This is a genomic window from Eisenbergiella sp. OF01-20, assembly GCF_003478085.1.
Taxonomy (GTDB): Bacteria; Bacillota; Clostridia; order Lachnospirales; family Lachnospiraceae; genus Eisenbergiella.
The window spans coordinates 127195-141336 of record NZ_QUES01000011.1 but is presented as its reverse complement, the minus strand read 5'-3'; the positions used below and the strand labels follow the sequence as shown (position 1 = coordinate 141336).

The following is a 14142-nucleotide window of genomic DNA, read 5'->3' as shown; positions in this document are numbered from 1 at the left end:
ATATCGACATCGTTGTGAGATTATTATATGGTATAAAAGGCATCGGAAAAATGGATCAGATTTTGTTTTATGTGTTATTTTTTTTCTGTCATCATTTTATCCCTGCCTGCGGTGGGCGTCAGGCAGGTTTCCTCTTTAAAGACCTTTGCAAAGCGTCTTGCATCCTCAAAGCCCACCCGCTGGGAGATTTCATTAATGCTCATGTCTGTATTCCGAAGAAGCTTTTTACTCTTTTCTATACGCAGCTTTCTCAGGTAGGAGCTGAAGTTTTCCCCTGTATAATCCTTAAAGGTGGCGGAAAACATGGAATAATTCATGGAAACGTAATTAGATACTTCGGCCATATCTATCGGCTTCCCATAATTTTTCCTGATATAATCAACCGCCTTCTGCATCTTATGCCTGCTTACCCCGGTAACCTCGGCTTTCCTGCCGGGATTTACGTTTTCCGGGCTTTCCACGCCTTTTGCCCTGAGAATTTCTTCCGCATGCCAAAGGATCTTTCCCAGTTCCTCCCTGTCTACCGGTTTCAGAAGATAGTCCATTGCCTGGATCTTCATCATGCCCTTCACATACTCGAATTCCGCATAACCGCTGATAGCAGCAATCAGAGGGCGTTCTTCCTCCTCCATATTTCCGTATATCCACGTTGCCAGTTCCAGCCCGCTCATTATCGGCATTTTTATATCAGTCAAAACAAGATCATATCTGTTCTTTTTCAGGCATTCCACAGCATCCCTGCCATTGCGGCATTCTGTTATTTCGCTGTAAGGGACGCCGCTGTTTTCTATCATGACATATATTCCGTACCGAATCATTTTTTCATCTTCCACCAGTAAAATCCTTCTCACGCTGTCACCTCCGCATGTATTGTCAGCACTACCTTTGTATAACAGTTTTCCATGGAGAAAATTTCAACCCCGTATTCTTCTCCATACATCAGCCGGATTCTTTCGTGAATATTATGCAGGCCGATCCCATTCGTGGAATTGTCTCCCCCGCCTCCGTTTTGAATCACTTCCCGGACCTTCCTCAGCTTATCCTCATCCATGCCCTTCCCCATATCGGTCATCTCGATATAAGCGCAGTCCCCTTTCCGATATACCTTCAGATAAATTGTTGTGTCCTCCGCCAGTTCATCCAGCCCATGGGCAATGGAATTTTCAGCAATAGGCTGCAGGATAACCTTGGGTACTTTCAGCTTTCCGGCAGGATCTTCCACATTTTCACTAAGGTTAATATAGTAATCGTATCTTATATTACACAGTTTCAGATAATTTTCCAGATAGGCAATCTCCTCCTGCAGGGTAACACTGTGACTGTCAATCTGCAGATTATAGCGGAACATTCTTGCCAGTGCCAGGAGCGCATCAGATACATTGTAAATTCCCCTGACCTCCGCCATCATCTTAATGGAATCCAGTACATTATAAAGGAAATGGGAATTGATTTGCTTTTCCAGGCTTTTTAGCTGCGCTTCTTTTACCATAACCTCCCTGTGGATGCTGATTTCCATCAGCTGCTTTACCCTGCCAAGCATCCGATTATATTCCATTGCAACCGCATTGATTTCCACCTGCTCCAGCCTGGGTATTTCCACATCCAGATTTCCGTTTTCCACTTCCCGCATACATTCGGAAAACACATCAAAATCATGCAGCAGACGCTTCACGATACTGTTGACAGCCTGCAGCAGCAGCGCCGTCATCATGATTTCCGTAAGCAGAATTATAATAATCTGCAGAAGCATAGTCTGATATTGTTTCCGTACAGAGGTCAGCTGCATCAGAAATATACCGTTTTTCTCATTTTTGCTTACAGACAATATCACCGGGGAATGCTTCCACAACCCCTGATACAGCTGAATTCCCTGCAAATCAAAATCGTTCAGAGAGGAAAGCCCCATCATATCCGCCAGCTTTTCTACGGTAATCTCTCCGAATTTCCCCGACGCTTCAACGCCTAAAAGCCTGTTTTGTGAATCAACCAGGAAAATATCGCTTGTTTTCATCGTAGTATAAAGCTCCGGTACAATGGCCTTCATTGGAAGCACGATTTCAAAAATACCGGTCAATTCGCTGCTGATTCTTACAGGGATGACGAAAGAGGCCATATTCTTTTCCGTAAAATAATTGGAATACGTTCCGGCGGACTGTTTATCAGTCACATTCAAATACCAGGCCCCGTTATAGGTAAGGGAATTTCTGTCTTGATACCAAAGACTGTCCCTGGCTCTGTCCATACTGTATAAATAAGAGAAATATTCCCTCAGACCGGGATATTCCAGATGTATCCTTGCACTTTGCACCTGGCTGATGCTGGTAATTACCTTTAACACCGACAGGGTCTGCTCCTGGAAAAGATACCGGTTATATTCTCCCAGACTGCCGTCAATAGCGGCCTTCCCCACCTCTGTAATAAAGGTGGTGTCGGACCATACGGTTTTTGCCATTAATTCTATGGTATTCATTTCATAATTCATATCATCTGCTTTGTTCTGCAGTTCATCGTACACCTCTTCCTTTAATTTACCAATCTGGTTTTTGTAAATAAGAGGAAGGGAAATACACGCAAGACAGACCAGCGGCAGCAGGGAAAACAGAAGGATGGAAAACCTTACCTTTTGATGCAGTGTCTGATCCGTATACGTTCTCTTTATTTTCCTAATCATGTCATTCTCCATTTTCATTTGCGCCGCAGCAGTTTTACCGGCAGGACTTATTTGCAGGAATCGTTTCCTCCTTATATAATAACAGAAAACATTTGTCTTTTCATTCTAATAAATGTACCGGTGGGGGCGGATAAAAAGGGTTCTTACCCTGAACTTTCGTTGTTCAGGGGTTTGTATTTCCCGGAGCGGACATAACACCGCATTTTGTGACATGGAGTTTTAGGTACCGATATAGTAAAATAAATTGTATAAAAGAGAAATCCAGCGGCTCATCAACAGTATCTGATTGGAAAACAGATTGGAACAGGCTGGCTTGCAAGGAGAATAAGGGATGAAGAATATAAAATATTATGTGAGTGAATGGGCCTTGCGCAGGCAGGCCGGACTCATTGATTTACCGGAGGATTTCCCGATCCACCCGGATTATGTAAAGCAGCTGCCAAAGGAGCAGATTACGGCAGCCTTACTGATCATCCATAAAATGCTTTTTGATGTCTTTCAGGATATTGCTGAGCATCCGGAATGCTTTTCTATGCCTTTGGTGGAGATTCGAACGGATAATCTGACTAAATACGGCTTTCCGCCACCGAAGGCACAGTCCTCCAAAAGAGCGGCATATATGTTCCTTGATGCGCTGATCAACGTGCTGATCAGCGGTACTATTCGGAACAACGAGTTGGAGGTGGTGCCGGAAAAGCTTCTGGCGGCGAACAAAAACGACCATTTGAGCGAATACAAAGCCTATGCACCAAAATCCTACACGATTAAAAACGTGGACAAGCTTTATTCCCAATTCGACCGCTATGGCCTATACTTGGAGGGCTTAAAAAACTACAGGCCGGTACCCTGCGGCGAGTCCATCCATCTAAGCTTCCCTGACAACCCTGATGTGCTCACGGTATTGAAGTGGATGGCGGATAAGGCCCACGAACACAACAGGCGGCAGGAATTCATGGTATGTAATTACCAGCTGCTGCAGGACGACAGGAACACCTTCCATTATACAGCCACAGATTACCTTGCGGATAAAATGCACACACAGCAGGAAAAAGAGTGTGTGTACCGGTTTGATTCGGCAATGCAGGAGAAAGGGCTGCTGCCTGCGATCGACAATCGCGGTGAAATGTCCGGGGAGGACAACTATGCTGTGTTTTACTATTTCCGGGAAAAAGATAAGGGAAACAGGAGCAAAGCAGGATATAAACTCTCTTCACAGCGGACAAAATTACAGCTTGGCCTTCGGATCAAATGTATTCAAAACTGCGCCGGATATATAGAAAATAGCCCGGATGAAATAAAGAGCATCTTTATACCCGGAGATACGGGTTGCGATAACCGCGCGCAATGTACCCGCGGTCAGGCTTATATCCTTGATGGTAGAGAGTATTGGCATTGTGCCTGCTCCGGCGGATTGTTTACCATGCGCCCCGAAATAAGGTATTTAAGCGATTACATCAATTTGGTGGAAATTGGAAAATGAAAATCAGGAAGCACTAATAAAAGGAGGAAACGTTGGAAAAAACACCAATAGAAATGATACGTATTTTACCTGCAGATAAATTTGCAGACGCGGAAAAATTTATAAAATTAGGGGAACAGTTGAATTGCAAAAGCAAGGTGCGTTTTGCCGTTGCTCATAAAACGTGGAAATGCGTTTTCTCGAAGAGGAAGCCATCCAGAGTACTCTTTACGGTTGAATGTACCGATGCGATCTGGCAAATTAAAGCGATGCTCTCCAATATTGAAAAGTATAAGGATGCGCTTGATCATTGCTCCGATCATTTGATTCATTTGATAAAAACGGCCTACGATTGCCATAAGTGCAACAACCATTGTAAAGGTCCTAATCCGTTTACTATAGATGGGATTGAATATCGAAAATGTCTTGGATGCAGCTTCTATTTCCCAGAGCTGGATTGTGCTGACCAGGATAGTTTACTTGCTTTGATAAAGAGGGAAGCTGTTTACTGATGCCGGAAGAATGGTATTTATAATGATTAGAAGGAGGTACAAAATGCAAAATACGAATCATCCGCTGGAAACGCTTGTACAAACGCTCACCTGTAAGGGCGTGACATTTGAAGTGGTAGAGCGCCCTGATGTGCTATGGGTGGGCTGCGTGGATTACGCCGAAAACAACACCGATGAGTCGGATATCGGCGCTACGCTGAAACGGTATCGGGAAGAACTTATCGGTATTCCGAAACAGGATCTGGTTCATCCCGATTGGAGCGCCGCTCTTTCAATTAACTATGGGAATGACAACAAACCCTGCGGTTTGATGTTCGCCCAGGAAACGTATTCGGACAAGCAGGATGAACGGTATGACCTGCTCATACAACCGGGCGGATTATGGCTTAGGGTGAGCATCACCGCGGAAACGGATAACGCTCTGCTTGGCAGGAGCAGCAATGGTGCTTGGGAGTATTTCGGGGTATTGGAAGCCGTGGCGGAGGAAAACGGTTATAAACAAGCTCCTGATATTCCGGTTCAGGTGGAGTACCAGTGCCATGCCGAGTATGGCAATCTGACGCATACGAATTACGCTTACATAGCTGTTAAAAACAAGTGACAGTACAGATGAATTAGGACTCAGGCGTGGCATTCAGCTCATTTTGCTTCTATAAATTTCATACAGCAATTATATGGAGAAAGCTGCCGCTTTACTGATTAAAAATCATAAAGCCGGCAGCTTTTTCTGCAGAGTATGATATAATGTAAGAGCTGTAATTTATTAGTTGTTTACAAATAAGATGCCGAAGGGGCAACAGGAAATACAGGTATATAGTCATGGCAAAATATTTTAAGCTAGATATTGCAGATAAGAAATACAGATCCGTATTACTGCTGAGTTACAGTATAATCGCCATTCTTGCAGTTGCTATTGTAATAACCGGGGTTTTTGCCTGGTTCAATTTGTATACGCAAAAGGTGGTATATGACATGTCCATGGTCCAGCTGCAGAATCTGGATACCACATTTACGAACAGGATTGATACGTGCCGGACACAGCTTCAGACAGCCTGGCAGGATTCCAATATTAAGCAGCATATCTATACACAGAATGAGAGCTGGAAAAATGAGAACTGGATTGGCAGTTATTTTCAGCGTCTTTGCGTAAATAATGGGTTTGCAGAATATATCTGCCTGTTCCGGAATGAAGAGGAGTTCCGGTATTATGGCTGGCGTTATCCTTCCGAGACAGAGATGAAGCAAATAGAACAGGGCATCATGCTGACCTCTAATGATACGCAGCAGATACTTATACATACGGATACCCGCAGCAATCTGTGCATTTTTTTCACGGAACGGAATGCGTTGGGGGAGAAACCGGTGCGCGGCATCATATATTCCCTGGATTTGGATGCCTTGGAAAAGACACTGATTTCGCAGGACGTTGAGGATACCACCTTGCTCGTATATAAAGCGGATGGGCAGGCTGTGATGAAAGGAAAGCTGTCTTTGGAACAGAGGGAAGAGGTATGGAATTATGTAAGCAGAGAGGATTTTGGCGGCAGCAGCCGGGAAATATTTCTGAATGATACGAAGTACCTCTGCAACAGTATCTATAATGATACCCTGGATATGCATTTTGTTATGCTGCAGGATTATCATATTATGCAGACAAAGCTGTCCGAGATTAAAAAAGCGGCTTTTTTCAGTGTTATCATTAGCTTGATTACGGCGTTGCTTTTAGCCGTATTTCTGGCGAATAAGCTGTATTATCCTCTGGAGGATTTTTTCAGGCGAATCAGTTCCGGACCGGAGCTGATTCCGGGAAATGAAGAATACAGTAAAAAGCAGGCCGAAATTACCAGCGATAAAATAATCAGTCAGATACATATGCTGTCCCAGCAATACCATTCCGATAAGGTTCTGGGTTTTCTTGGCGGGAATGAGGCTGATACGTTATTACCGTCTGTTCTGAAGCTGAAGGATCGGACAGAGCACTGCATACTTATTTTATTCTGGACGGATGAACATGTGATGGACAGCCGGGTTACCAATGATATTTATCGCACGCTGGACGAAAATCATGCAGGCTGCAAAATCAGTTCTTTTTCCGATGCAAGATCCTCTTTCCTCTTAATTCTGATAAAGGAGCCTGTGAGGATTGGCATTCTAAAGGACAGATGCAGGGTATCCGGGATGTTAAGCAAGGAATGCGGAGAGATACAGAAAAGGGTCCCTGTCCGGATTTATTATGCGTTATCCTGTCTGTTGTCAGATGAAAAGGAACTCAGACCGGCCTTCAGGGATCTGCAGACATTGCAGAAATACCATCTTTTGGGCAGGAGTTCGGCCGGCATGACGGTTGAGCTTCTGAATGACGGGAAGGAGAATACAGTCCCCGGAAAAATATATGATGGTATTCTAAATAATATCCGGGCAGGGAAAACGCAGGATTCCGTGGCATGTATCTCAGGAATACTGGATGAATTGTCCGGCTATGAAATAAGAAAGGTTCTGTTATCCCTTTCGGATCTGTGCGTTCAAATTGAGCAGTGTATTATGGGATGTGAGCTGACCGGAAGGCAGAGACAGGAAAAATATCTGGATCATTATGTTAAAATTACATCTTTATATGATAAGAGCGATTTGGAGCACTATCTGAAGCATTTAACAGAAGAGATTTGTTTTGAAAACAGTGTTTTCCAGGAAAAAACATTGCGTATGAATATGCTGGATGCGGTGGAATACATCCGGAATCATTATAAGGATGATGACATCTGCGTGGAACTGGTGGCGGGTCAATTCCATATGTCGGTCTCCTATTTCAGCAAATTATTTAATGAATATGTAGGTATGACCTTTCCGGAATTCATTAATGATCTTCGTCTTACCTATGCATCCGGGATGCTCAGATCAAACCCTGAGGTGAATATCAAGAGGGTTGCGGAAATATGCGGCTTTGGAAATACTTCCTACTTTTCTTCGCAATTTAAGAAAAAATTTGGCATTTCTCCATCTGCTTTCAGGAACAGCAGATAAAAACAACATAAAAATATAAAATTGATACGCATTCTATTCCTATTTTTGCGGGAAAATGAATAGAATGCGTATCTTTTTTATTTTCAACCGCAGCCTTCGTATACTACAATAAGTCCATCAAAAAACGGGAGGCAAAAAGATGTTCAGACAAAAAAAACCATCTGCGCCGGTCAGTACTATACGAAATAAGTCCGGTTTCAGAAAATTCCGGCAGGATATTCCTCTTTATATCCTGGCTTTGCCCGGAGTAATTGCCCTTCTTCTATTTTCTTATTTTCCGATGGCCGGAATTGTCCTGGTGTTTAAAGATTACAATTTCAGGGGAGGGATATTCGGAAGCCCATGGGCGGATCCGATTTATAAGAACTTTCGTTTCTTCTTTAATAACATTTCCACGGCCATGCGTTCCACCGGTCTTACCGTAATGTATAATCTTCTTTTTTTTACAGTAGGAACCATTTTTGCAGTGGCAGTTGCCATAATGCTCAGTGAGATAAAAGGGAAACTGTTTATTAAGATTTCCCAGAGCCTTATGTTTTTGCCATATTTTATTTCATGGATGGTTATGGGGGCAATTCTTTACGCGTTGCTGAATGCGGATTCGGGACTCCTGAACCAGATACTGGTGTCATTCGGAAAAGAGCCTGTTGATTTTTATGCGAGTCCTAAAGCATGGGTAGCAATTCTTACTATAGTTAATACCTGGCAGAGCTGCGGATATACATCAATTATATATTATGGTGTTCTGACAGGGATAGATTCTTCCCTTTATGAAGCTGCGAAGGTAGACGGCGCGTCCAAGCTGCAGTGCATCCGCAAAATAACCATTCCGCTTCTGAAGCCTACAATAATTATTCTCTTTCTGCTGTCGGTTGGAAATATGCTGAAGGGTAATCTGAATATGATAATCGGACTTACCAATTTAAACCCCGTATTATTTTCAACAACGGATTTAATTGATGTATTTGTGTACAGAAGCGGCGTAAGAAACGGAGAAATGGCTTTTGCCTCCGCAATATCCTTATATCAGTCCATCTTTGGTTTCCTTCTCGTGATTACGGCAAATAAAATTGCGGGGAAATTTGATAAAGATGCCACATTATTTTAGAAGGGAGTCAACATGATACATAATAGAAAGAAATCAGGGGCAGATACTATCCTGTTATTTATTTTTTATTTTTTACTCACTGTTATCGCGGTGCTCTGTATTTTTCCGATTATTTTTGCGGTGATAGGTTCCTTCACTCCGGAAAGCGAAGTTGCCGTCCATGGATTTACGCTTTTTCCCGGGGAGCTATCCCTGGAAACCTATCATTATGTATTCCAGTCCCAGGGCAGCAAGCTTTTAAATGCATATAAAAACAGCATACTCACAACCTTATGCGGAACCGTCCTTTCCGTATTGATAACGGTTTGTTATGCCTATGTCCTGTCTGTAAAGGGGTTTCGTTTCGGAAACAAGCTGGCATTCTTTGCATACTTTACCATGCTTTTTAACGGAGGAATGCTGGCCTGGTATCTGGTATGCACTAAATATCTGGGTATGAGGGACAATTATGCGGCAATGTTCCTTCCTTATGCCATGAATGTATTTAATATGTATCTGATGAAAAACTTTTTTAACGGGCTGCCCTATGAGCTTGTGGAAAGCGCAAAAATTGACGGCGCAGGCCATTTCAGAATTCTCGCACAGATAGTACTGCCGCTGTCCAAAGCCGGTATTGTGACAATCACCCTGTTTTATGCGCTGCAGTACTGGAATGATTTTTACCTGCCGCTGATGCTTATTAATGACGAGAAATATTATACGATTCAGTACATTCTCTATAAAATGATGTCAAACATCCAATATCTGGCGGCAAATCCGTCCAGCAGTGTGGCATCTCATATAGTACTGCCTGCGCAGACGATAAAAATGGCAATTACCTGTATCGCTATCGGCCCGATTATACTGATTTATCCTTTTATCCAGAAGCATTTTGTAAAGGGAGTAACGGTGGGCGCATTAAAGGGTTAATTTGGTGAAAACCAAACTATAAAAAGGAGGAATTAAAGGATATGAAAAAAAGGAATGTTGCAGCGTTTATTGCCGCTGCGGTAATGACCATGTCGGTATTGCTGACCGGCTGCGGGGGAAAATCGGATGCATCTGGAGATAATAATGCTGCAGGAAGCCAGGAAACGTCCGGAGAAGAAGCTCCCACACAGGCTACACTTATTCTGTATGGAGAGGCATCTGCAAGAATGTCTGATTTTGCGGAAAATGAGTTTCATGACAAGGTGCTGGAGGCCATTAATGTGGATGTTAAAGTGCAGTATCTTCCCTGGTCCGAATATGCGGGAGGAAAAACGGAACTGATGCTTTCTTCCGGTGAGAAATTTGTGACTTATACGGATACTGCATTTTTGTCCAAATGTGTCTCGAAAGGATATTATGCGGATATCACGGACGCGGCGGAAACGTATGCAGGGGATTTGAAGAAGAACTGCGGCGGGGAAGAAGCATTTGATATCTGGAAGGTGAATGGAAAGCTGTATGCGCTCCCTTTTGGAAATAAACCAAATGCAGGCGAGAACTATGTAATTACAACCAGACAGGATCTTCTGGAAGAGGTTGGAATGACAGAAATTAAAACTCTGGAGGACGTGGAAAAATTCTATACGCTTGCCAAAGAAAAACATCCGGATATCATCGGTTTCGGACGCGGGGGAATTCTCCCGCAGATGGTAAATGGGGCGATTGAAAGCGACATGAATGTATTCCGCCTGAACAATTTCGTATCCACGGATGGGAACAAGGCTGACGATCCCACCGTATTTAATTATTATGCATCTGAGGAATATAAGCAGGCCTGCAGAATTTTCAGGGAATGGTACCAGAAGGGAATGATTCCCAGTTATGTGATGTCCAATGGATCTCAGATTGATGCCGAATTTATGTCAGGGAAAGCCCTTTTTGCCGCAGGTGCAAGCTATCGTGTATTTGAGTATGAGGATGCCGTAAGGAAAGCGGATCCCAACGCAAAATTCAAAAACTATTATCTCGGAGATCCGTCCAAAAAGCCGCTCATGTCCAGGGGAACCTATTCAACGGCCTTTGCCGTAAGCGCCAATGTGGAAGGAAGGGAACTGGAAGGTTATGTTAAGCTGATTAATCTTCTGCAGAGCAGCCAGGAGTGGTGTGACCTTATTCTTTACGGGGTGGAAGGAAAGGATTATACAATTGGTGACGACGGCCAGCTGGAGATGATGAATACAGATACCTTATTCGAAACATGGCTGCCTGATAATATCAACTTCAAAAGGTATCAGAGCTATATTACGGACGATCAGATTAAGACCTATGAAAACTGGAATGACGGCTGTATCCCTCAAAAGGATCTGGGCTTCTCCTTTGATATGACGCCGGTACAGACCGAGTACGCACAGATGCAGGCGGTTGAACAGGAATATTTCAACCCGATAACCAACGGTCTGGTGGAATATGACGAAGCGATTGACGAAGCGCTTAAAAAACTGGAGGAAGCGGGAATCAATCGTTTCCTGGAAGAATATCAGAAGCAGTTTCATGCATTTTATGAGAGTAAAAGTAAGTAACAGATGTGGTCAGGTATAAGCGGTTCCTGCAGAATGCGGGAAACAGCATGGAGCACTCTTTGAAAAAGGAAATAGCGTCGTCTGTGTTTAGTATCAGTAAAGTACCGGACACAGGCAACGCTTTTTCTTTTGTGCGGGAGCTGCCTAATAGATTAGGATTTCTTTATTTAGTCCAGATGTTTTTCATTTTATAGCATGAATAAACGATATTACATTCTCCTTTTGCTATCAGGCTCATATGCGAAGGAGGCATGGCATAAGTGGCCATAACAGTATTCTCAAAACAAAACTCCATTGTCGTAGTGTCAATATACAAATCGAAGTTTAAGTCTTTTCCGTCACAAAGAACTTCGCAGCCGTTCTCAAAATGTAACATACAGGTACCTGCATTGTAATGTATTGTGTGAGAACCGGCGCGGATAGTAATAGTGTCCTTGATGTCCTTCAAGCTAACGTTATAGCAGGTAGGATTATGTATCGGCAGCGCAGTTTCCGAGGTCTGGGGGACTGAGCCCGTTTGAATCGGTTCTTTTGCAAGAGCTGCTATCCCGGAAATTGGAGTCCTGCAGACAAGCAGGCCATTGCGGCAGCGGCGGAGGGTAATTTCTGCAGGAATGGTCATACATTGGGAAAAGGGCATTCCCTCGTATCCGAGATCTTCTCCAACGCCTCCCATGCCGCGGACCCAGCTGATATGGACTCTTTTCCCATTCGGATGATGACTCCAGGTCTGGCCTGCATAAGTGGCATTGCCGTAGTCCAGAGGATTGTACAGGCCTGATTCCACGAAATGATACCCATCAAAATCGCCGATTCTCGCCATGCCGTCGGCACCATAGAGAACCCATTTCGTTTCTTCTTCCCCTTCGATCTTCAGCGGGAAAATATCAGGGCATTCGAACAGATCGTCATTGCGGGAGGTACGCTTCCAGGTATGAAAATCATCTGATACGTAAAAAGAAACACAATTGCGGCCGCACTCATCCGTTTCATAAACTGCCATTACATAATGGTTTTCATAGCGGAACAGCCGGGGATCACGCCAGCCCTCACCATTGCAGGTTGGTACTGTGGCTTCATGGGAAAAACGGAGAAAGGTATCGCCCCCATCAATACTTGCCGCAAGAAACTGCCCGCCGCTGGAATAGCCGGGTTTTTGAGGATCTAAATTTGGCGTGCCCAGAACAGTAAAAGCTGCAATGATTGCATTTTTTCCATAACCGGCTCTGTTTTCATAATCCACAACAGCGCTGCCGGAAGCAACAGACCAATCGCGGCGCCAGGGGCGAATGGCATCTTTTCTTTCCTCCCAGTGAAGCAGATCGGTACTGACCGCATGGCCCCAGCAGATATTTACGCCCCCGTGCGGCGTGCCCAGCGGATTATGCTGGTAATACATATGGTAAATGCCGTCCGAATATACAAGGCCATTTGGATCATTCAGCCAGCCCCGGCGGCTGGAAAAGTGAAAAGCAGGGCGAAGCGGTTCACGGTAAAGATTTGTATACAGCGGATTTGATGAAACGGCAGCTCCGCCGCATTGAATACGCATAAGGCTTTTTTCTGAAATGCCCTTCGGTTCGGGAACAAGAAAGGTAAGAATCCGGCCTTTATAATTACTGACATCCAGGAAAAAGAATTCACCGCCTTCATCTGTCAGGGCAAGACAGGGACTTAATATTAAATCTCCGTTATTCCAGATCTGCAGATCGTTCCGGGGGCCGCCGGGAATGATGGGAATGTGCAAAAAATCGGTTTCACATAACAGTTCTCTCTTGATCATCGGTAGTACTCCTTAGTTATTTTTTATTGGTTGGTTATTATCTTTTGGAACGTGTAACGGAAGGACAGATTGGCGCTCCACAAGAAACGGCTTAAAGCTTGTGGCAGACGGATAGACCTCTCCGTCTGCTGTTTCATAAGACAAAATCTCCCGTACAATTGAGGCGGCAAGCGCCTGGGTAGGATGTCCGATTACAGAAATCCTCATAAGCGCGAGCCAGCGTTCATCATCAAAAGCCAGGAAAGAGATATCTTCGGGAACCTTAAGCTTCAGTTCATTCAGTACCTCATAAGTTATATAGCTTAAAGATGTGGATACTGCAAAAACAGCTGTAGGCCTCTGGGCAAGGATTGCTGCTTTTATGCTGGAAAAGCTTTCTTCATCATTCTTCCCTGTAATATCATGATAGGCATGGACAGGCTTCTCATGATATTCTTCATAGGCGCGGAAGTAGCCTGCCGTGCGGTTTACGCCTCCCACCATAAGAATATTCCGATGCCCGTTGGAAAGAAGATGCTTTGTTCCCAAATATGCCCCCAGGTTGTCATCAAATTTAAAACTGGTGACATCCTCATAGTCGTCAGCGACTAACTGAATAAAATGGATATCTGTCTGCTGCATCCAGTTATGCAGCCTTTCTTTGTACTCTTCCTCGTAAATGAGGGGCGTAAAAAGTATGGTGTTTACCTGGGCGCTGGCCAGGGACTGTAAGATATTCCATTGCTGCTCAGGGTCTTCATCGTCAAAGGAAATCAGCAGACGATAACCATGTTTGGCGAGTTCTGTTTCTATGGAATGGGTAATCTCCAAAAACAGGGGGTTAAAACCGTGTGATATGATAAAACCGACGGTTTTTGTTTTTTTCTGCCTTAAACTGGAAGCAATCTGATTGGGAACATATCCCAATTCTTCAGAAATTCTCATGATACGTTCATAGGTTTCAGGCTTGATTTTAGAATCATTCCGAAAGGCCCTGGAAACGGTGGTATGGGAAACTCCGGCAAGTCTGGCAACGTCTTTGCTTGTTATCATATATTTATACCTGCGTTCTATAGTATTTGGAAAAAATGTGATACTGTCCGGTAAAAGGAATGCGAAA

At 43.9% G+C, this 14142-nt stretch carries 11 protein-coding genes; 7 read left to right on the top strand and 4 right to left on the bottom strand.

Features of this window, described 5'->3' with window-relative positions; all coding sequences use genetic code 11:
* Window positions 1-74 precede the first annotated feature (74 nt).
* Window positions 75-851, bottom strand: coding sequence for a response regulator transcription factor (locus tag DXA36_RS14880; RefSeq protein WP_118680309.1), 777 nt, complete (start codon window positions 849-851; stop codon window positions 75-77).
* Window positions 848-2671, bottom strand: coding sequence for a sensor histidine kinase (locus DXA36_RS14875; RefSeq protein WP_182479085.1), 1824 nt, complete (start codon window positions 2669-2671; stop codon window positions 848-850). Before DXA36_RS14875 ends, DXA36_RS14880 begins: the two co-directional genes overlap by 4 nt.
* A 331-nt stretch (window positions 2672-3002) precedes the next feature.
* Between DXA36_RS14875 and DXA36_RS14870 the strand changes: the two genes are divergently transcribed.
* From DXA36_RS14870 to DXA36_RS14840, 7 genes are all read left to right on the top strand, one after another.
* Window positions 3003-4151, top strand: a complete 1149-nt coding sequence (locus DXA36_RS14870; RefSeq protein WP_118680307.1) for a hypothetical protein — start codon at window positions 3003-3005, stop codon at window positions 4149-4151.
* Window positions 4152-4183: 32 nt separating this feature from the next.
* The gene (locus DXA36_RS14865) at window positions 4184-4642 is read left to right on the top strand and encodes a hypothetical protein (RefSeq protein WP_118680306.1); all 459 of its coding nucleotides are present in this window, start codon (window positions 4184-4186) and stop codon (window positions 4640-4642) included.
* A gap of 43 nt (window positions 4643-4685) precedes the next feature.
* Window positions 4686-5243, top strand: coding sequence for a hypothetical protein (locus DXA36_RS14860; RefSeq protein ID WP_118680305.1), 558 nt, complete (start codon window positions 4686-4688; stop codon window positions 5241-5243).
* Between the two features lie 218 nt (window positions 5244-5461).
* Window positions 5462-7663 carry a helix-turn-helix transcriptional regulator gene (locus DXA36_RS14855; RefSeq protein WP_118680304.1) on the top strand — a complete coding sequence of 734 codons (2202 nt, stop codon included), beginning with the start codon at window positions 5462-5464 and terminating at the stop codon, window positions 7661-7663.
* A gap of 139 nt (window positions 7664-7802) precedes the next feature.
* Window positions 7803-8771, top strand: coding sequence for an ABC transporter permease (locus tag DXA36_RS14850; protein ID WP_118680303.1), 969 nt, complete (start codon window positions 7803-7805; stop codon window positions 8769-8771).
* Window positions 8772-8783: 12 nt separating this feature from the next.
* Complete coding sequence (locus DXA36_RS14845; RefSeq protein WP_118680302.1) at window positions 8784-9680, top strand: carbohydrate ABC transporter permease; 897 nt, start codon at window positions 8784-8786, stop codon at window positions 9678-9680.
* 41 nt (window positions 9681-9721) lie between these two features.
* Entirely contained in the window at window positions 9722-11260 is a 1539-nt protein-coding gene (locus DXA36_RS14840) for an extracellular solute-binding protein (protein ID WP_118680301.1), read from the top strand.
* 163 nt (window positions 11261-11423) lie between these two features.
* Here the strand turns inward: DXA36_RS14840 and DXA36_RS14835 are convergent, their stop codons facing one another.
* Both DXA36_RS14835 and DXA36_RS14830 read right to left on the bottom strand, forming a co-directional pair.
* Complete coding sequence (locus DXA36_RS14835) at window positions 11424-13043, bottom strand: glycoside hydrolase family 32 protein (protein ID WP_118680300.1); 1620 nt, start codon at window positions 13041-13043, stop codon at window positions 11424-11426.
* A 12-nt stretch (window positions 13044-13055) separates the two neighbouring features.
* The gene (locus tag DXA36_RS14830; protein WP_182479084.1) at window positions 13056-14075 is read right to left on the bottom strand and encodes a LacI family DNA-binding transcriptional regulator; all 1020 of its coding nucleotides are present in this window, start codon (window positions 14073-14075) and stop codon (window positions 13056-13058) included.
* Window positions 14076-14142 lie beyond the last annotated feature (67 nt).